The organism is Amycolatopsis mediterranei (assembly GCF_026017845.1).
Taxonomy (GTDB): Bacteria; Actinomycetota; Actinomycetes; order Mycobacteriales; family Pseudonocardiaceae; genus Amycolatopsis; species Amycolatopsis mediterranei.
In genome coordinates this window covers 8,489,670-8,508,528 of the sequence record NZ_CP100416.1, presented here as the reverse complement: position 1 = coordinate 8,508,528, position 18,859 = coordinate 8,489,670, and the positions used below count along the sequence as shown (strand labels likewise).

Here is an 18,859-nt window from a genome sequence, read left to right as displayed (position 1 = left end):
CGCGCACCCCACACGATCGGTGAACCGGCTGGAACGCCCGGCGGGCCGTCAGTACGTTTTTCCCACCGAGGCGGAACAATGCGTTGAATACCACCTTGGCAACTGTCTTATCGATGGCAATTGTCTTATCGAGGAGAATCCATGCTGAAGAAAATCGGCTTCGTCGCCGCCGCCATGGCCGCCGGGGCTGTCGTCACCGGCGGGATCGCGTCCGCCGGGACGCCGGACGAAGAGCACGGCCACCACCACGGCACCTACGGCTACGACCACACCGGTCAGGTCGGCCTGGTGAACCTGAACAACACCGACGCGCTGCACAACGTCAACGGCACGCTCGGCCTCTGCGGCAACGACATCAACGTGCTCGGCGTCCAGGTGCCGATCCACGACTCGCTCAACGGCATCGGCGTGCCGATCCTGTCGCCGGGCGCCAGCGAGGCGAGCGGCGAGGCGCCGTACAACTGCGCCTCCAGCGGGCTCGCCGACGGCGGCACCAGCCAGGGCGAGTGACTTTCCGCTCCGGCGGAACGAATGGTTTTCCGAAAATGGCGCAGCCTCGGTTTGCGCCGCGAAGTACCGCCCCGAACCGGGGTGGGCAGTTGAGGAGTTCTTTCTCGTGATCAAGCAGCTCGGATTCGTCGCGACCGCACTGGCCGCCGGGTTGGCCGCCTTCGGCGGCTCGGCCTCCGCGACCACCGTCACCGTCTCGGGCCACCCGGTCGACCAGAGCGAACAGTTCGGCCTGGCCAACCTGCAGAGCCTCGACGCGCTGCACAACGTGAACGTGGTCGGCGGCGTCTGCGACGACGACGTCAACGTGCTCGGCGTGCAGGTCCCGCTGCACGAGGTCGCCAACGGCATCGACGTCCCGATCCTGTCGCCGGGGGCGCACGAAGCCGAAGGCTCGACGCCGTCGAACTGCGCCAGCGGCAGCGTCGCGGACGGCGGGACGGCCCAGGGCCACTGACCGACTCGGTGGGAAGAAGCCGTCGCACGGAGGCAGTTTTCCGTGCGACGGCTTTTCGCTGCGCAAGGGGGAGCACGACCGTGGCCGGTGAGGTCGACCCGGCGGAGGAGAACAGCGGCTTTTCGGGGGGTCCGGGTGGCGAAGCCCCCGGCTCGGGGCGAAGCCCCGATTGTCACGCGCAGCTGCGCGAGGCGCTGGCGTCCCGGCCGGTGATCGAACAGGCCAAGGGCATGGTGATGCTGCTGCGCGGCTGCCCCGCCGACGAGGCGTTCGGCGTGCTGGTCACCGTGTCGCAGCTGACCAACGTCAAGCTCCGGGACGTGGCCGCGGTCGTCGTGGCCGCCGGGAGCGACGCCGGCCCGGGACTGTCCGATGAGGACGCCGAGCGCGCCGTCCGCGCGGAGCTGTGCCGGCACGTGCTGGGCGGACCGGACTGACGGAGGGCTGGGAACCGGCGAAGTTGTGCGTCGCCCGGCTGCGGGCTCGGCTGAGGGGTTCACACCTCGCCGGTTCCCAGCCGGAAACCCGTTCCCGGGGTCGAGGGGAACGCGTTTCCGTGTGTCCGAGCCTACGGCTTCCGCCGCGTTTCCGTGGTGTTTCTTGGAGTGACGGTGTCATGAACGAGTGTGCGAATGCGGCTCGTTTTCACGGAAAGCGTTCTTCCGCGATAAACCTCGCTGACCCGATCGGGCCAATCATCGCCCGGTCAGCGGCTTGTGGTGCGCACCCGATGGTGGCGCGAAGTGGATTCGCTCCCATTCTCTCAGTACATTTCCCTCACGCGGGACGGAGCACACACACCTCGCCGCCGTCCTGTCCGATGCACCGAACTGATCGAGGAGAACAAATGCTGAAGAAGGTTGGTTTCGTCACGGCTGCCATGGCGGCCGGCGCTTTCCTGGCCGGTGGCGTCGCGGCCGCCGGTACGCCGGACGGCCACGACCACCACCACGGCGGGCACACCGGCCAGCTCGGCCTGCTCAACCTGAACAACACCGACGTGCTGCACAACGTCAACGCCGCGCTCGGCGTGTGCGACAACGAAATCAACGTGCTCGGCGTCCAGGTGCCGATCCAGAACTCGCTCAACGGCATCGGCGTGCCGATCCTGTCGCCGGGCGAGCACGAGGCCAGTGGCAAGAACCCGGAGAACTGCGCCTCCAGCGGCCTCGCCGACGGTGGCACCAGCCAGGGTCACTGAGTCCCCGCGCCACGGCCGCCCGTTGTGTGTGCGGATGCCGGCCGAGGCGCGGAATCCGGCGCCGCGCCCGAGGTGGTGCGGCGTGCCCGGAACAGGGAGCGAGCTGCACACTCCGGTTCCCCGTCCCGGGCACGCAGCGACCCCGGCGCCGACGCCGGCACGGGTGGGACCGGCCACCGGACACAGCCGGTGCGCCGGCCCCACCCGGCGCAGGCAAAAGCCGCGACCGACTCGTCGGTCGCGGCTTTTTCCGTGCGCGCGGTCACCGGCGGCCGAGCAGCCTCCCGACGACGCCGCGACGGCGTCCCGGCTCCGGGGCGGGCGTGGTGCCCACCCGCAGCACGATGTCCAGCACCGCCGCCTGCTGCTCGGTGGCGGCGCGGGTGTAGCCGGGTGACGCCGCAACGGCGCGGCGCAGGTCGTCGGGGTCGGCGGTGCCGCTGTCGAACCCGGTGATCCGGGTGACGTCGATGGGGCCTCGGCACGGTGTTTCCACGGGAAGGTTCTCCAGCTGTCGGACGGTCCTTATCCCGTTATCGCTCCGTTACCGCCCGCGCGTTACCGTCCCGGCGTCCCTCGGTCAGGTGAGAAGGGGAAGCCCGATCGGCCACCGGGCGACGAGACGGCACCGCGATTTCTCGCCGCGCTGCAGCAGGCGAGCGCGCAGTGGGACTTCGAACACGCCTCGAGCTGGGCGGCTCGGGACGAGCGCCCCGTAGGCAGCGCGCGAACGCCGCGTGCGCCGACTGCGGCACCGCCGCCGCACGCGGCGCCACTGGGTCAGACGCGGCTCCACCGCTGGTTCGCCTGGCCGTTGCAGGTCCACAGGATCGCGTGGGTCCCGTTGGCCGTCGCGGCGCCTTCGACGTCGAGGCACAGTCCTGATTGGACGTTGCGGATCGTGCCGTCCGAGCCGAGCGTCCACTGCTGGTTGCTCTGCCCGGTGCACGTCCGGCTGAAGACGCGGGCTCCGCTGGTCGTGGCGTCGAGGCACTTGTCGCCGAAGACGCGGATCTCGCCGTTCGCCCAGGTGGTCCACAGCTGGTTGGCGGCGGTCTGGCAGTCCCAGATCAGCGTGCCCGCGCCGGACGCGGTGGAGGCGTTGTCGACGTCGAGGCAGCGGTTGGCGCCGGCGCCGCGCAGCCGCGACGTCGTGGCGGCGAGCGGGGTGCCGCCGGAGACGCGGTAGGCGGCGGCGCCGTGGGCCGGCACGCTCGCGCTGATCGCTCCGCTGCTCGCCGACGTGCCGCCGGTCCACAGGTCGGTCAGGGTGAACGAAGTGCCGGAGAGCCCGATCTGCGCCGCGGTGGTGCTGATCGCGGTGGTGGTGCCGCCGCGGTTGAGCAGGCCGACGGCGACGGACCCGTCGGCCAGCGGCTTGGCGAAGACCTCGACGTCGCCGTCGTCGCGGACCCGGCGGCCGCCGGCGCCGAGGCGGTCCTGGTCGACCGCCAGCAGGCGGGGGTTGCGCAGGACGGCGCTGATGTCCGCGGACATGGTGCGGATGTCGTTGCCCGCCATGAGCGGCGCCGCCATCAGGGCCCAGAGGGTGAAGTGCGCGCGGGATTCGGTCAGCGACAGGCCGGGGCGGCCGACGACGAGCATGTCGGGGTCGTTCCAGTGCCCGGGACCGGCCTGGGCGGCCAGCGGGGCGGTGACGTCGAGGACGTTGCCGACGCCCATCGGGTAGCTGTTGGTGTTCCCGTTCTGCCAGATGTCGAGCAGGTCTTCGGTGGTGCGCCACAGGTCGGCGACCTGGCCCCAGTCGTACTTGTCGCCGGTGATGGCGTGGTAGCTGTTGGGGTTGATGCTGTACACGATGGGCCGGCCGGTGCCGCGCAGGGCGTCGCGCATCAGGCCGAAGCGGCTGACCTGTTCGTCGCGGGTGCCGGCGGGGGAGCACCAGTCGTACTTGAGGTAGTCGACGCCCCAGGAAGCGAACGTGCGGGCGTCCTGGGTTTCGTGGCCCTGGCTGCCGGTGGAGCCGGGGTAGGCGCCGCCGCGCTGGGCGCACGTGCGGTCGGTGGGGACCTGGTAGATGCCGAACTTCAGGCCGCGGGCGTGGATGTAGTCGCCGAGGGCCTTCATGCCGCCGGGGAACTTCGAGGCGTTGCCGCGCAGGTTGCCCTGGGCGTCGCGCTGCGGGTCGAACCAGCAGTCGTCGACGACGACGTACTGGTAGCCGGCGTCACGCATGCCCGAGGAGACCATCGCGTCGGCAGCCTGGTGGATGGTGGACTCGCTGACGTTGCAGCCGAAGCTGTTCCAGCTGTTCCAGCCCAGTGGCGGGGTCACCGCCGGGCTCCCGGGCGCGGCGACGGCGGCCGGCGGAACCGCTGCGGACAACGCCACCGCGGCGGCCGCCGCGGTGAACAGGTGCAGGACCCGTGAACGGGTTCGAGCGGGCATCGTCGCCCCTTTCCGACGGGCGGACCGAAGTTAGCGTTAACACTTCCGGTCGCGCGCTGGCTCGTGAAAATTTCCGAAAGTTTCGGCCTGGCCGGCCCTGATGGCTCAGGTATGTATAGAGGAAGCCCGGTGCCGCGTCCACCTCCCTTCCGCGGATTGCCAAAGGCGCTTGCGCATGATTACAGTCCCCTCTCTGGGAGCGCTCCCAAATACGCCTGGCTCACCGACGAGGAGATGGCGAATGCGGGCAAGGAAATTCCGGGCTGGTCTGGTGTTACTGGCGGTGACGGCGCTCGGGTTGACCGCGGGCTCCGTGCCCGCGTCCGCCGCGACGTACGAGCGGCTGCTCAACGGCACCTTCGCCGGCGGCACCCTCGACCCCTGGTGGGCCGGGTCCGGGACCACCGGACGCGTCACCGGCGGGGAGTTCTGCACCGACGTCACCGGCGGCACGGCCAACGGCTACGACGCGCTGGCCGGCCAGAACGGCGTCCCCTTCGAGACGGGCCAGCAGTACACGCTGACCTTCGACGCGCACGCGACGACCGCCCAGCAGATCTCCGCCGTCGCGGGCGAGGCCGTCTCGCCCTACCGGCAGATCTCCCGCACCGACCTGACGGTCATGCCCGCCACCCAGCACTTCACCGTCACCTTCACGTCCACATTGGACTTCCCCAACGCGGGCAACGGGCAGCTGGCCTTCTGGTTCGGCGGCCAGGCCGCGAACAACACCGTCTGCCTGGACAACATCTCGCTGATCGGCGGCGTCATCCCGCCCGGCGGCCTGCCGCCGACGAGCGGCATCCGGGTGAACCAGGAAAGCTACGTGCCCGGCCTGCCCAAGCACGCCACCGTGATCAGCAGCTCGGCGACGCCGCTGACGTGGACGTTGCGCAACTCCGCGGGCACCGCGGTGACCACCGGCCAGACCCGGCCCCGCGGCGCGGACGCCGCCTCCGGCGAGAGCGTCCACGACATCGACTTCTCCGCCTACGACACGGCGGGCACCGGGTACACCCTCGCCGTCGGCTCCGAGACGAGCTTCCCGTTCGACATCTCCGCGGACGGGCTGAAGAAGCTCCGCTACGACTCGCTGGCGTTCTTCTACCACCAGCGCAGCGGCATCGCGATCGACGCCCGGTACGTCGGGGCCACCTACGCGCGCCCGGCGGGGCATGTCAACGTCGCGCCGAACCAGGGTGACAACAACGTCCCCTGCCGAGCGGACCTGAACTGCGGCTACACCCTCGACGTGCGCGGCGGCTGGTACGACGCGGGCGACCAGGGCAAGTACGTCGTCAACGGCGGCATCGCGACCTGGGAGCTGCTCGACGAGTACGAGCGCGCCCTGAAGCTGGGCGACGCGAGCGCGCTCGGCGACGGGAAGCTGGCCATCCCCGAACAGGGCAACGGCGTCCCGGACATCCTCGACGAAGCCCGCTGGGAAGTCGACTTCCTGCTCTCCATGCAGGTGCCCGACGGCAAGCCGAACGCGGGCATGGTGCACCACAAGATCCACGACGCGGCGTGGACCGCCCTGCCCACCCGGCCCGACCAGGACAGCCAGCCGCGCCGGCTCTCCCCGCCGAGCACGGCGGCCACGCTGAACATGGCCGCGGTCGCGGCGCAGGCGTCCCGGCTGTGGCGGACGATCGACCCGGCGTATTCGGCCAAGCTGCTCGCCGCGGCCGAGAAGGCGTACGCCGCGGCGAAGGCCAACCCGAACGTGCTCGCCGACCCGAACGACGGCACCGGGGGCGGGACCTACAGCGACAACACCGTGACCGACGAGTTCTACTGGGCGGCCGCGGAGCTCTTCGCGACGACCGGCAAGAGCGGGTACCGCACCGACGTCACCGGCTCTTCGCTCTACCGCGGCGTCAGCTTCAACACCCACGGCTTCGACTGGGGCTCGACGGGGGCGCTCGGCGACATCACCCTGGCCCTGGTGCCCACCGACCTGCCCGCGGCCGACGTCGCGGCGATCAAGTCGGCGATCACCACGACCGCCGACAGCCACCTCGCGCAGATGGCGGGCATGGGCTACCCGGCGCCGTACCGCACGGCCGACGGCACGTACGAGTGGGGATCCAACGGCCTGGTGGCCAACAACGGCGTCGTGCTCGCCCTGGCCTACGACTTCACCAAACAGGACAAGTACCGCGATGGCGCGTTCGAGGCCATGGACTACCTGCTGGGCCGCAACCCCGCGAACTACTCCTACGTCTCCGGCCACGGCGACCAGGCCGTGCAGAACGTGCACCACCGGTTCTGGGCGCACGAGCTGGACCCGTCGCTGCCGTCCGCCCCGCCCGGGGCGCTCTCCGGCGGGCCCAACAGCGGCCTGCAGGACCCGACCGCGGCCCGGCTGCTCACCGGCTGCGCGCCCCAGCGCTGCTACGTCGACGACATCCAGGCGTATTCGGTGAACGAGGTCGCGATCAACTGGAACTCGGCGCTGGCCTGGCTGGCGAACTGGACGGCGGAGAAGTCACCGTCCGCGGTGGACACGACCGCCCCGGCCGCGGCGGGCAAGCCCGTCGTCTCGGCGGTGTCCGCCACCGGCGCGACGGTGACCTGGACGGCGTCCTCGGACGCCGAGAGCGGGATCAAGAGCTACGACGTCGTCAGCGTGACCGGCTCGGCCCGCAAGGTCCTGGCCACCGTCACCGGAACCACCGCGACCCTGACCGGGCTGTCGCCGTCGACGGCCTACACCCTGGTCGTGGTGGCCCGCAACGGCGCCGGTCTCACCGGGCCGGACTCGGCGGCCACGCAGTTCACGACGCTGCCGGACGCTTCGGGCGGCGGCTGCGCGGTGACCTACTCGGCCACCTCCTGGACCGGTGGCTTCACCGCCTACCTCACGCTGACCAACACCGGGACGACGGCGTGGCCGACGTGGGCGCTGAAGTTCGCCTTCCCGGGTACCCAGAAGGTGACCCAGGGCTGGTCGGCGACGTGGGCGCAGTCCGGTGCGGGCGTCACCGCCACGGCCCTGCCCTGGAACGCTTCGGTGGCACCGGGCAAGTCGGTCTCGATCGGCTTCAACGGCAGCTTCACGGGCAGTACCAACCCGCCACCGACGGCCTTCGCGGTGAACGGGAAGACCTGCGGCTGACGGTCTCGCCGGTCGCTCGATCGGCGAACCGGCGAAGAGTCCGCTAGCGTCACCCCTGCGGGCAGGTGCGCCTCCTCCCCCCTCGGCGCGCCTGCCCGCACTCATGCCCTCTTGTCCCGGACCGCTCCGGCGCTCACCATGAGAAGCCCGGGGCGGAAGGAGAGCGCCGTGGACGAGCCGGCGATCGTCGTGGCGGACCTGCGCGTCCGCCGCGGCGGCGAAGAGGTGCTGCGCGACAGCCCGGTCACCGTGCGACGCGGGACGGTGACCGGGCTGCTGGGGCCGAACGGCTGCGGCAAGAGCACGCTGATGCGCTCGATCGTCGGCGTCCAGCTCGTCGCGTCCGGGCAGGTGGCGGTGCTCGGCAGGCCCGCGGGGCACCCCGAGCTGCGCCGCCGGATCGGCTACGCGACCCAGGAACCGGCGATCTACGCGGACCTGACGGTGACCGAGGCCCTGCGCTACTTCGCCGCGGTGCTCGGCGCGCCGGCGTCCGATGTGGACCGGGTGATCACCCGGACGGGGCTCACCACCTCGGCCCGCGTGCTGGTCGGCCGCCTCTCCGGCGGCCAGCGCGGCCGGGCCAACCTGGCCGTGGCGCTGCTGGGCACCCCCGAGCTGCTGGTGCTGGACGAGCCGACGGTCGGCTCCGACCCCGAGCTGCGCGACGAGCTCTGGAAGCTGTTCCACGACCTGGCGGCCACCGGCGTCACGCTGCTGATCTCCAGCCACGTCATGGACGAAGCCGCCCGCTGCGACGACCTCCTGCTGCTGCACCGCGGCAAGCTCCTCGCCCGCGGCACGCCCGAGGCGCTGCGGACGCGGACCGGCGCGCCCGATCTCGAGCAGGCGTTCCTGCGCCTGATCAAGGGCCGTGCGGAGGCGGCGCGGTGAACGCGCTGGCCACCACCCGGCGGATCCTCACCCAGCTGCGCCACGACCCGCGCACGGTCGTGCTGCTCGTAGCGGTGCCGAGCGTGCTGATGATCCTGCTGCGGTACGTGCTCGACTCGGAGCAGCGGTTCAGCGCGGTCGCGCCGGCGTTGCTCGGGATCTTCCCGTTCACGATCATGTTCCTGCTGACCTCGGTGACGACGTTGCGCGAGCGCACGACCGGCACGTTGACGCGGCTGATGACCATGCCGATCGGCAAGCTCGACCTGCTCCTCGGCTACGCGCTGGCGTTCGGCCTGCTCGCCACCCTGCAGGTGGTCGTGGCCGCCGGCATCTCCCTGACCTGGCTCGGGCTGGCCATCGCGGGCTCGGTCTGGGTCCTGCTGCTCATCGTGGTGCTGGACGCGCTCCTCGGCACCGCGCTCGGCCTGTTCGTCAGCGCGTTCGCCCGCACCGAGTTCCAGGCGATCCAGTTCCTGCCGGTGTTCGTGCTGCCGCAGTTCCTGCTGTGCGGCCTGTTCGTCCCGCGCGGGGACATGGGCTGGGTGCTGAGCGCGGTGTCGGACGTCCTGCCGCTGTCCTACGCCGTGGACGCGCTCACCCAGGTGACCCGCTCGGCCGAGGTGGACGGCACCCTGGTCCGCGACATCGGCATCATCGCCGGCTGCGCGGTCCTCGCCCTGCTGCTCGGTGCGGCGACCCTGCGCCGCCGCACCCCTTGAGACCGCAGGTGCCGAGGATCATCGGCCGGCGAGGCCGCCCATGATGGCGTCGATGATGCCCTGGTGGGTCACCGCGTAGGACCTCCGGTCGAACAGGCCGAAGCCGTATTGGCCGTTGTTGCCGTTGTCCCAGTAGGCGGTGGCGGCGCCGTACTTCTTGGACGTCGCCACGATGGCGCGCGCGAAGTCGGCGCGGTAGCGGTTGTTGGCCGAATCGAACGAGGACTTGTCGATGGCTCCGTATTCGCCGACGACGACCGGATAGCCCTTCGCGACGAATGCGTCGTGCACCAGTTTCAGCTGGGCGTCGAGGTAGTCTTCCTGCCCCCAGGTCGACTTCTTCGCCGGATTGGCCGCGCCCCGGCCCCATTGCGTGATGGTGCCGTTTTCTTCGCCGGCGAAGTCCCACGGGCTGTAGTAGTGCACGGAAATCATGATCCGTTTTTCGGCGGCGGGAACCGACGAGGAGCGGAACTGGTCGGTGGGCAGCGTGAATCCGTAGTTCCCGGTGGTGTAGTCGATATTGGTGTTCCAGCCGGCGATGAGCAGCCACCGCGAACTGTTGTTCCCGCCGGTCTTGCGGACGGTGTCGACGAAGATCTGGTTGTAGGCGTTGATGTTCGAGTAGCACGGCTGTGTCGGGTTGCCGTACTGGCCGTCGAACTCCTCGTTCATCGACTCCAGGACCAAGTGCTGGTCGTAGCCGGTGAACCGGGCGGCGACCTGCTGCCAAACCTTCTGGTACTTGGCCTTGATGGTGGCCTGGTTGCCGGAGTCGCAGATCAGCCAGGAGCCGTTGACGGTCTTGTAGCCGTCGCCGTGCATGTTGATCAGCACGTACAGGCCGCGCTGGTAGGCGTAGTCGGCGACCTGCTGGATCCGGTTCAGCCAGGCCGCGTTGATCTGGTAGTTCGGGCCGGCGCCGATGTAGCCGAGGTAGGAGACGGGAATCCGGACGGTCTTGAACCCGGCGGCCTTGACCTTGTCGATGAGCGCCGGGGTGACGGCCGGCAGCCCCCAGGCCGTTTCACTGGGCACGCCGTTGCTGTTGGCCTCCAGCTGATTCCCCAGATTCCACCCGGCGCCCATGTCGGCGACGATCTGCGAAGCATTCAGCGAAGTGGTGGCGGTGGCCGGAGCGAGCCCGGACACGCTCGCGGTGACGGCCAGTGCGGCGGCGAGGAAGACGGACCGGAGCTTCATTGCTCTCGAAGTCATGACGGAAACCTCTCGTGCCCGATTGGTGGACATATTCCAACATGATCGGTACCCGTCGTCAATCCTCCCGACGATGCGGATCATTTACGCGGAAAGATCGGCGATCGAAGAAATCGAATAATCGAAAGAATCGACGTTTCTTCGCCGGTGGCGGGCGGGAATCCGGCTCGGTCGGCGGCCTCCTGGCGGCAGCGCTTAAGGTGGAGAGTGTCCGGTGCCGGATCAAGCAGAGGAGTGCGCATGCAAGGAGTGGATCCCTCGGTGCCGCCCAGTGGCACGGGGTGCGCGGACTGCGATGCCGCCGACCCGCAGGGCTGGTGGTTCCACCTCCGGCGCTGTGCGGAATGCGGGCACATCGGGTGCTGCGACTCCTCGCCGGGTCAGCACGCCAGCGGCCACGCCGCCGCCAGCGGCCACCGGCTGGCGCGCAGCTTCGAGCCCGGCGAAGAGTGGTTCTGGGACTACGGCGAAGAGGTGCTGTACGAATCCGGCCCCGCGCTCGCCGCTCCCGAACACCGGCCGCTCACCCAGGCCGTGCCCGGCCCGGCCGGCCGGGTTCCCGAGGACTGGACCCAGCACCTGCACCAGTAACCATCCGGGCGCCGGGACCCGCGAGGACACCGCCGTCCGCGACCCGGCCGCCCACCTCCACCCGGGCGATGCGGCCGCTGTCCCGATCGACCGGCTGTGACCGTCCATTCCGGAGCGTCACGGCAGGCCGGTGGTGCCGCGGTACCACCGGCCGGCCCGGATTCCTCCGCCGGTACCACGGATGGCGCGGCTCCCGCTCCTAGCGTGGACCTCGACGGGCCGGCAGCCGGCATGAAGGTGAGTTTTGCTGACCTTGGCCGGTTTGGCCAGGCGCGATCGGCACCGGGGCGGCGCAGAGGCGGGCGGGTTCCGGCTGAGCACCCTGTCGCGCTCCCTCGGCTCGACGTGTCCACCCTCGGTGACTTGGTCGACGCCGCGCTCGCGAGCCTGGCCGCGGAGTGGGCGGTGGCCGCCGCGGCTCCGGCGGCGCTGGACCGGCGGCGGGCACCGGCGCCCGCGCGGGGCGGCCGGGCCCCGCGCTGTTCGGGTGTGGGCCGGCCGAACGTGGCCTGCCGACGCTCGGTGAGCCGTTGCCGCCGTCGTTCGCCGATGCCTTGGCGGCTTTCGGTAGCTGAGGTACTGCATCGAAACTGAAACGCGACCGGAAAGCTTTGGCGAGCGCAATTGCCACCTTTCTCCTAGGCTTGCGCACCTGCATCGTCTGCGCATCGAGAGGTGAGCGTGGCCAGGGTCTTTCGCCCGGTCGTCCGGCCGTCGGCCGAAGAGGACGGCCACCGGCCGCCGCCGGTGGCCGAGGCGTTCCAGCGCTCGATGGCCGCCTACCGGCACCGGCAGCTGGCCGCCGACCTGGCCGCGCACCGGCGCTACCGGCACGATCCGCTGACGGTCGCCGTGACCGGGTCGAGCGGTCTCGTCGGGACGGCGCTGACCGCCCTGCTGACCATCGGGGGACACCACGTCGTCCGGCTGGTGCGGCGGCCCGCCGAGACCCCCGGCGAGCGGATGTGGCGGCCGGAAGCACCCGCGGCGGACCTGCTCACCGGCGTCGACGCGGTCGTGCACCTGGCCGGCGCCCCGATCGCCGGCCGGTTCGACGACCGGCACCGCCGGGCCGTGCGCGACAGCCGGATCGCGCCGACGCGGGCGCTCGCGGACCTGGCCGCGCGCACCGCCGGCGGGCCGAAGGTGTTCGTCTCGGCGTCCGCGGCCGGCTATTACGGGCCGGATCGCGGCGACGAGCTCCTCACCGAGGAAAGCGAGCGCGGGCAAGGGTTCCTGGCCGACGTCGTCACCGGCTGGGAAGCGGCCACCGAACCGGCGTCGGAGGCGGGGCTCCGCGTGGTCCGGGTGCGCACCGGCCTGGTGCTGAGCCCGCGCGGCGGCCTGCTGCGGGTGCAGTACCCGCTGTTCGCCGCCGGGCTGGGCGGCCCGCTCGGCACGGGACGGCAGTGGATGCCGTGGATCGGCCTCGACGACCTCGCCGACGTCTACCTGCGCGCACTGACCGACTCCGTCCTCAGTGGACCGATCAACGCGGTGAGCCCGGAACCGGTGCGCAACAACGAATACACGCGCACTCTGGGAATCGTGCTCAACCGGCCGACACTGCCCGAGGTGCCGTCGGCCGGTCCCCGGCTGCTGCTGGGCGAAGACGGCGCCCGCGAGCTCGCGGGCGCCGGCCGGCGCGTGGCACCTGGGCGGCTGACCGCGGCCGGCCACGAGTTCCGCCACCCCCACCTCGCCGACGCGCTCGGTCACCTGCTCGGCACCGCCGGGGACCTGGTCGGCTCGGCCGCCGGAGACCCGGCATGACGGCCCGGCCGGCCTGATCGGCGGCCAAGCCCGGCGGCCCGTGCTGGTCAGCCGACGGTGAAGCTCGCCGAAAGCGTGGCCGCCGAGCTGGTCCCGACGTAGACCTCGATCCGGCCCGGCTCGACGCGGAACCGGGCGGTGTTGTCGTAGAACCCGACGTCGTCCGGGGTGAGGGTGAACGAGACCGTGGTCGACGCGCCCGCGGCCAGGCTCACCCGCCGGAAGCCGCGCAGCCGCCGCACCGGCTGGACGATGCTCGCGACCGGGTCGCGCAGGTAGAGCTGGACGACCTCGTCGCCGGCCCGGGCGCCGGTGTTGGTGACGGTGGCGCTCACCTCGATCCGGCCGCCGTTCGCCGGCAGGCGTGTGCCGGAAAGCCGCAGGCCGTCGACGCGGAACGTCGTGTAGGACAGGCCGTGGCCGAATTCGTAGAGCGGCCCGTCGGCCAGGTCCAGGTACTTCGACGTGTACTTGTTGGCCGGGTCGGCGGGGCGTCCGGTGTTCTCGTGGTTGTAGTAGATCGGGAGCTGGCCCACCGCGCGCGGGAAGCTGACCGGCAGCTTGCCGCCCGGGTTCACCACGCCGAAGAGGACGTCCGCGATCGCGTGGCCGCCCTGCACGCCCGGGGCCCACGCCTCGAGGATGGCGGGGGCGTTCTCGTGCAGGTACGGGATGGTCAGCGGGCGGCCGTTGACGAGCACGACCACGAACGGCTTCCCGGTCTCCTTGATCGCGGCCACCAGCTGCTGCTGCACGCCGGGGAGGCCGATGTCGCTGCGTGCCGCCGCTTCGCCGCTCATCGCGGCGGTTTCGCCGACCACCACGACCGTCACGTCGGCGGCGCGGGCCGCCTGCTGCGCGGCGGCGAACCCGCCGGTATCGGTCCCGTCGACGGTGCAGCCGGGGGTGTAGCTCACGGTGGCGCCGGGCGCCGCGGCCTTGATCCCGTCGACGACGGTCACCGGCGGCGTCGTCCAGGCCCCGGTGCCCAGGCCCGCCCAGGTGCCGTTGAGGTCGTAGGTCGCCGTGCCGAGCGGCCCGACGACGGCGACCGAGCCGGCGGTTTTCGCCAGCGGCAGCACGGGTCCGTCGTTCTTGAGCAGCACCATGCACCGCGCGGCGGCCTGCCGAGACGCGGCCAGCGCGGCCGGTGAAGGCGCTTTCACCTCGGCCGCTTCGTCGGCGTACGGGCGCTCGAACAGGCCGAGCCGGAACTTGACGAGCAGGATCCGGCGGACGGCGTCGTCGATCTGGCCGAGGGTGATCCGGCGTTCGGCCAGCAGCCGTTCGGCGAACCGGGCGTAATTCGTGCTGACCATCTCCATGTCGACACCGGCCGGAAGCGCGGCCGCCGCGGCGTCCGCGCCGTCCCCGGCGAGGCCGTGCAGGATCAGTTCCTCGATGCCGGTGTAGTCGCTGACGACGAACCCGCGGAAACCGTAGGCGCCCTTGAGGACGTCGTGCAGGACGTAGCCGTTGCCGTGGGCCGGTACGCCGCTGATGGTGTTGAAGCTCGCCATCACGGTGGCAACACCGGCTTCGACGCTGGCCTTGAACGGCGGCAGGTAGAGGTTGTGCAGCCGCTGCAGCGAAACGTCCACGGTGTTGTAGTCACGCCCGCCTTCGGCGCCACCGTAGGCGACGAAGTGCTTGGCGCAGGCGGCCACCCGGTCCGGCGCGGAGTAGTCGTCCCCTTGGTAGCCCCGCACCTTGGCGACGGCGAACTGCGTCGCCAGATAAGGATCTTCGCCGTACCCTTCGGCAATCCGGCCCCACCGCGGCTCGTGGGTGACGTCCATCATCGGCGCGTAGGTCCAGTGGATGCCGCTGCCGCGCGCTTCCCGGGCCGAAACTCCTGCGTCCGTGCCCGCGACGGCGGGGTCGAAACTGGCGCCCTGGGCGAGCGGGATCGGGAAGTTGGTGGTGTACCCGTGGATGACGTCGAGGCCGAAGATGAGCGGGATCCCCAGCCGCGTCCGCTCGACGGCAAGGCGTTGCAGGGCATTGAGTTTCGCGGCTCCGACCACGGAGAAGACACCCCCGAGCCGGCCGTCGGCGAGGGCCGCGCGGGCGGTGGTCTCGTCGCCGACGAGCTGCAGCTGCCCGAGCTTTTCGGCGAGCGTCATCTTCTTGAGCAGCGCCTCGACCCGCCGATCCCGCGCGGCGGTCTCGTCCGCAGCGGTCTCTTCCGCGGCGGCCGCGGGGGAGAGCAACCCGAGGGAGGCCACGCCACCGGCGACCCCGGCCAGCACCGAGCGCCGGTTCACCCCACCCGCGGCCGAAGTTCCGTGACGATCTTGCTGCGACATGGCGGGGACCCTTTCGCGAGGCGATCTCCTCTGATCGGTCAGGCCTGTTCCAGCGTAGTCACCGGCCGGCCACCCGCAGCGTCAGCGGAAAACCGATTCCCCGCCGGGACGTGCCTCGCTAACGTGACGGCATGCCGACCTACCGCGTCCTGGTCCGTGGCAAGTTCGACCGGCCCACGGAAGCCGTCCGCGCGAAACTCCTGGCCAACGCCGGCGCTGCCGACCTGGTGTTCAGCGAAACGGGAGCGCTGGCGTACAGCCGGCACCTGGGCGGCTTCAGCTACCGCGTGGTGGTGGAAGTCGAGGCCGGCGAAGACGCCACGCAGCGAGCCCACGACCAAGCCGAGTTGATGGCGATGGAGCTGCTCGAGCGCGAGGGCTATCCGTACCGCGATCTCACGGTCAGCTCGACCTGCATGGACGACGTGAAGGTCAACCGCCGCTGAGTCACCGTCAACGGGCAGTCGTGTCCGATGCCGGGCCGGCCGTCCGCTTGGTGGTCACCGGCCCGGCGCGGTGGGGTACGCACGCCGGGCCGGGAGCTTGATCACGCGGGGACGAGCTGCCACTGCTGGTTGGCGCCGGTGCCGGCCGTGTACTGCACGACCTTGGCACCGTCACTGCCGTCCCAGTTGTAGTCGTCCGCCGCCAGTCCGCTGTCGTGGCTGACGATGCCGAAGTACCCGTCGCCGGTGGGCTGCAGGTACCACTGCTGGTTGGTGCCGCCGCTGGGCGTCCACTGCTGGAGCTGGAGCCCGAGCGTCGTGGCGTAGCCGTTGACGTCGAGTGCCTTGCCGGTGGGCACGTAGATCAGCGTGTACGCACCGCCGGGCGCCGCCTTGACCGTCCAGGCGCCGCCGCCGGTCCGCTGAACGGCCAACGCCCCGTCACCGGTCGCGTCGCCGGCGATGGCGAGCGGCTTGCCGCTGTTCCGGTTGACGATGCGGTAGTTCGTGCCCGCGACTGGCCGGCTGGAGATCTCGAAGCGGTCGATGGTGCCCCAGTCGTGCGAAGAAGCGGCGCGCTGGGTGCCGGTGACGCGCACGCGGATCGTGTGCGAGCCGGAGGTGAGCCGGGGACTGGACCAGACCGGGACGTCACCGGTGCGCGTTGCCGAGTACTCGTCCACCAGCGCCTCGGCTCCACCGTCGACGGAGACGCCCACGATGCCGTGGCTCGGCGCGGTCACGGCGTGCAGCGTGACGCCGGTACCGGTGAAGCTCAGCGTCGCCGTGTCGCCCGCGACGTCACTGTAGGAGTTGGTGCCGGCGTACAGGCTGGTCTCGCCGGTCGCGTGACCCCAGCTGCCGGCGTAGGTCACCGGCGAACCGGCGTCGTCGACACTGGTCGTCGGGGTGCCCAGGTTGAGGTACTCGACGTTGTCGGTGAACGTGGTGGTGCCCGATTTCGCGGTCGACAGCGTCAGGTACACGCGGGAGCCGCCGGCCGGCGCGGTGAACGAGATCGGCTGGGTGACCCGGGAGCCGAGCGGAATGGTGAGCGGGGTGCTGCCGGACGCGACGACCGCGCCGTCGGGCTGGTCGAGGTGCGCCGTCCAGCCGAGCGTGACGGACGTGCCGGTGAAGTCGTCGTTGAAGACGGTGACGTTCCGGGTGACGGCGCTGTTGTAGGCGTAGGTGTCCACCGCCTGCGGCAGCGGGAAGGCGCCGTTCGCGTCCGACTTGCCGGAGGCCGACCAGTAGGGCAGGTCGATCGCGGCGACCGGGTTGAACGCGGCCTGGATCCGCTGGAGCTGCGGGTTGCTCCACGGGGCGGTCAGGTTGTCCTCGCCGTAGACGGGGTGGCCGCCCTCTTCGGGGACGAAGTCGGTGCTCCGCACGCCGGGCACGAAGCTCGCCCAGCCGGACAGCAGGGTGTAGGGGCGCAGGTCGCTGGCGTCCTTGGCGCGCTTGGCCGCGGTCGCGGTGGCGAACCATTCGAAGCCCTGCTTGGTGTTCGAGCTGTTCCAGACGTACTCGCCCTCACCGTCGGGCCGGCCGGGCAGGTCGGCGCGTGCCTCGCCGTACGTGCCGATGCCGTCGATGTAGTGGGAGTACACGGCGAAGTTGCCGTTCAGCATGTTCGGGTACGGGTTGGTGTTCCAAGCGGTGTCGACGCTGACCGGCCGGGTGCCGTCGTTGCCGTTCATCGCCGCGTACAGGTCCTTTTCGAACGCCTCGGAGTCGAAGCTGCTGATGTCCGCCTCGTTGCTTTGGCTCCAGCGGATGATCCCGGGGTGGTTGCGGTCGCGCAGGGTCAGTGCCTTGGCGTGGTCGACCATGTTGTCGTGCCCGGCGACGAAGTCCTGGCAGCTGCAGGTGCCGCGGATCGCGGTCTCGTCGATGACCATCAGGCCCATCTCGTCGGCCACGTCGAGCATGTACGGGCTGGCCGGCTCCTGGTGGATGCGGACGACGTTGTAGTTGAGCCGCTGGTAGTTGTCCACCGCCTGCGGCCAGCCGCCGTTTCCGGTGGACGGCGGCAGGAAACCGGGCAGCGTGTCGTAGGCGTCGCCCTTGCCGCCGTTGTCGATCCGGTCGTAGTCCGCGCCCTGCAGGCTGTCGCCGCGGTAGTTCACGCGCACGCCGTTGAGGGAGTAGTACTCGCCGTTCTGGGTGCTCTCCCGGAACCCGAACCGATAGGTGGCGTCACTGGTGCGGCCGTCGTCGGTGGTGGCGTGCACCGAGAGCCGGTGCAGCTGGGCGCGGTACCCGGCGCGGTAGGGCACGTTCGGCCACCAGTACGAGGCGGTGCCGAGGTTCCACGCCACCGGGCCGACCGTCACCTTGGCGGTCGAGTGGGCCGCCACGGTGACCGTGCGGCCGGGCAGCGCCGGGTAGCTGAACGACGCACTGTTGTCCGGGGCGAGTGCGCCGGACAGCGTCACCGACCGGGAGCTGCCGGACGTGTTCGTCACGGACACGTCGTAGGTGAGGGTCCGGTTGGCCACGGAGGTGCGGATGAACGCGTCGCTGACGTACACCGCCGGGTACACGCGCAGGGCCGCCGAGCGGTAGATGCCCTGGGGGATCGCCTCGGACCAGTTGGCGGCGTCGGGAACCAGGGTCTGGCTGCCGTTCTTCAGCGCGTAGCGGCCCTTGACGTGCACGCTGATCGTGTGGGTGGTGCCGGGGGCGGCGAAGGCGGAGATGTCGAAGTTCGACGGCGTGAAGGCGGTGGTCCGGGTGGCGACCGCCTGCCCGTCCACCGACAGCGTCGCCTCGTGGTTCACCGCGCCGAACTCGATCCACGCGGACTGCGGCTGCCCGGTGTTCGGCACCGTCACCGTGCGCGAGTACGTCGCCTCGTTCACGTCGGTGAAGCCCTGCTTGTACCAGCCGCCGCCGGGCACGGTGATCGTGGTGGCGGCCCGGCCGGCGGGGGTGAAGCTCCACGACCCGGCCAGGTCGACGGACGCGAGCGCGCCGTTGCCGGCGCCGACCCCGTCGGGGGCGGTGGCAGCCGCCGCGGGGGCCGCCTGGGCGACGGCGGCAGGCTCCGCGAACCACACCTGCACCCCGGCCACGGCGAGCGCCGCGGTGGCCGTCGCCGTCCACCTGGTGAAGCGGCGACGCCACGCCGGCTGAGTTCGTTGCCCCATCACGCGGCTCCCTATCTCCGTTGACGGCCGGAATGTTATCGCTCACATTCCGG

At 70.9% G+C, this 18,859-nt stretch carries 15 protein-coding genes; 10 read left to right on the top strand and 5 right to left on the bottom strand.

From position 1 onward, the window contains the following. The first annotated feature begins 141 nt into the window (after positions 1 to 141). The 4 genes from ISP_RS38260 (at position 142) to ISP_RS38245 (ending at position 2,168) form a co-directional block, all read left to right on the top strand. The gene (locus ISP_RS38260) at positions 142 to 510 is read left to right on the top strand and encodes a hypothetical protein (protein ID WP_013229148.1); all 369 of its coding nucleotides are present in this window, start codon (positions 142 to 144) and stop codon (positions 508 to 510) included. Positions 511 to 616: 106 nt separating this feature from the next. After that, positions 617 to 967 (top strand): hypothetical protein, encoded by a 351-nt coding sequence (locus ISP_RS38255; protein ID WP_013229147.1) that lies wholly within the window; start codon positions 617 to 619, stop codon positions 965 to 967. A gap of 80 nt (positions 968 to 1,047) precedes the next feature. Continuing rightward, entirely contained in the window at positions 1,048 to 1,404 is a 357-nt protein-coding gene (locus ISP_RS38250; protein ID WP_013229146.1) for an ANTAR domain-containing protein, read from the top strand. Between the two features lie 410 nt (positions 1,405 to 1,814). Then, positions 1,815 to 2,168: a hypothetical protein gene (locus tag ISP_RS38245; RefSeq protein ID WP_013229145.1), complete on the top strand. Its 354-nt coding sequence runs from the start codon at positions 1,815 to 1,817 to the stop codon at positions 2,166 to 2,168. A gap of 262 nt (positions 2,169 to 2,430) precedes the next feature. Here ISP_RS38245 and ISP_RS38240 read toward each other — a convergent pair whose 3' ends face one another. Together ISP_RS38240 and ISP_RS38235 are read right to left on the bottom strand one after the other, a co-directional pair. Next, positions 2,431 to 2,664, bottom strand: coding sequence for a hypothetical protein (locus tag ISP_RS38240; RefSeq protein ID WP_013229144.1), 234 nt, complete (start codon positions 2,662 to 2,664; stop codon positions 2,431 to 2,433). 284 nt (positions 2,665 to 2,948) lie between these two features. Next, a complete protein-coding gene (locus tag ISP_RS38235) occupies positions 2,949 to 4,577 on the bottom strand; it encodes a glycoside hydrolase family 27 protein (RefSeq protein ID WP_013229143.1) in 1,629 nt (542 codons plus the stop codon). Between the two features lie 241 nt (positions 4,578 to 4,818). On the opposite strand from ISP_RS38235, the gene ISP_RS38230 reads away from it, so the two are divergent. The 3 genes from ISP_RS38230 (at position 4,819) to ISP_RS38220 (ending at position 9,314) form a co-directional block, all read left to right on the top strand. Beyond that, positions 4,819 to 7,698 (top strand): glycoside hydrolase family 9 protein, encoded by a 2,880-nt coding sequence (locus ISP_RS38230; protein WP_176742130.1) that lies wholly within the window; start codon positions 4,819 to 4,821, stop codon positions 7,696 to 7,698. 168 nt (positions 7,699 to 7,866) lie between these two features. After that, positions 7,867 to 8,592, top strand: coding sequence for an ABC transporter ATP-binding protein (locus tag ISP_RS38225; protein WP_013229141.1), 726 nt, complete (start codon positions 7,867 to 7,869; stop codon positions 8,590 to 8,592). Then, positions 8,589 to 9,314, top strand: coding sequence for an ABC transporter permease (locus tag ISP_RS38220; RefSeq protein ID WP_013229140.1), 726 nt, complete (start codon positions 8,589 to 8,591; stop codon positions 9,312 to 9,314). Before ISP_RS38225 ends, ISP_RS38220 begins: the two co-directional genes overlap by 4 nt. Positions 9,315 to 9,332: 18 nt before the next feature. Here ISP_RS38220 and ISP_RS38215 read toward each other — a convergent pair whose 3' ends face one another. Next, entirely contained in the window at positions 9,333 to 10,532 is a 1,200-nt protein-coding gene (locus tag ISP_RS38215) for a glycoside hydrolase family 5 protein (RefSeq protein ID WP_230468546.1), read from the bottom strand. 240 nt (positions 10,533 to 10,772) lie between these two features. On the opposite strand from ISP_RS38215, the gene ISP_RS38210 reads away from it, so the two are divergent. Both ISP_RS38210 and ISP_RS38205 read left to right on the top strand, forming a co-directional pair. After that, positions 10,773 to 11,123: a UBP-type zinc finger domain-containing protein gene (locus ISP_RS38210; RefSeq protein WP_013229138.1), complete on the top strand. Its 351-nt coding sequence runs from the start codon at positions 10,773 to 10,775 to the stop codon at positions 11,121 to 11,123. A 681-nt stretch (positions 11,124 to 11,804) separates the two neighbouring features. Then, positions 11,805 to 12,896: a TIGR01777 family oxidoreductase gene (locus tag ISP_RS38205; RefSeq protein WP_013229137.1), complete on the top strand. Its 1,092-nt coding sequence runs from the start codon at positions 11,805 to 11,807 to the stop codon at positions 12,894 to 12,896. 47 nt (positions 12,897 to 12,943) lie between these two features. Here ISP_RS38205 and ISP_RS38200 read toward each other — a convergent pair whose 3' ends face one another. Next, entirely contained in the window at positions 12,944 to 15,205 is a 2,262-nt protein-coding gene (locus tag ISP_RS38200; RefSeq protein WP_230468545.1) for a glycoside hydrolase family 3 N-terminal domain-containing protein, read from the bottom strand. 131 nt (positions 15,206 to 15,336) lie between these two features. On the opposite strand from ISP_RS38200, the gene ISP_RS38195 reads away from it, so the two are divergent. After that, positions 15,337 to 15,651, top strand: a complete 315-nt coding sequence (locus ISP_RS38195) for a DUF6204 family protein (RefSeq protein ID WP_013229135.1) — start codon at positions 15,337 to 15,339, stop codon at positions 15,649 to 15,651. Between the two features lie 101 nt (positions 15,652 to 15,752). On the opposite strand, the gene ISP_RS38190 is transcribed toward ISP_RS38195, so the two are convergent. Beyond that, complete coding sequence (locus tag ISP_RS38190) at positions 15,753 to 18,806, bottom strand: RICIN domain-containing protein (RefSeq protein ID WP_014467624.1); 3,054 nt, start codon at positions 18,804 to 18,806, stop codon at positions 15,753 to 15,755. Between the last annotated feature and the right edge of the window lie 53 nt (positions 18,807 to 18,859).

Excerpts from the sequence above, each read along its gene's own strand:
- ISP_RS38260 (WP_013229148.1), top strand. The coding sequence starts at position 142 with ATGCTGAAGAAAATCGGCTTCGTCGCCGCCGCCATGGCCGCCGGGGCT.
- ISP_RS38245 (WP_013229145.1), top strand. The coding sequence starts at position 1,815 with ATGCTGAAGAAGGTTGGTTTCGTCACGGCTGCCATGGCGGCCGGCGCT.
- ISP_RS38235 (WP_013229143.1), bottom strand. The coding sequence starts at position 4,577 with ATGCCCGCTCGAACCCGTTCACGGGTCCTGCACCTGTTCACCGCGGCG.
- ISP_RS38230 (WP_176742130.1), top strand. The coding sequence starts at position 4,819 with ATGCGGGCAAGGAAATTCCGGGCTGGTCTGGTGTTACTGGCGGTGACG.
- ISP_RS38215 (WP_230468546.1), bottom strand. The coding sequence starts at position 10,532 with ATGACTTCGAGAGCAATGAAGCTCCGGTCCGTCTTCCTCGCCGCCGCA.
- ISP_RS38210 (WP_013229138.1), top strand. The coding sequence starts at position 10,773 with ATGCAAGGAGTGGATCCCTCGGTGCCGCCCAGTGGCACGGGGTGCGCG.
- ISP_RS38200 (WP_230468545.1), bottom strand. The coding sequence starts at position 15,205 with ATGTCGCAGCAAGATCGTCACGGAACTTCGGCCGCGGGTGGGGTGAAC.
- ISP_RS38195 (WP_013229135.1), top strand. The coding sequence starts at position 15,337 with ATGCCGACCTACCGCGTCCTGGTCCGTGGCAAGTTCGACCGGCCCACG.
- ISP_RS38190 (WP_014467624.1), bottom strand. The coding sequence starts at position 18,806 with ATGGGGCAACGAACTCAGCCGGCGTGGCGTCGCCGCTTCACCAGGTGG.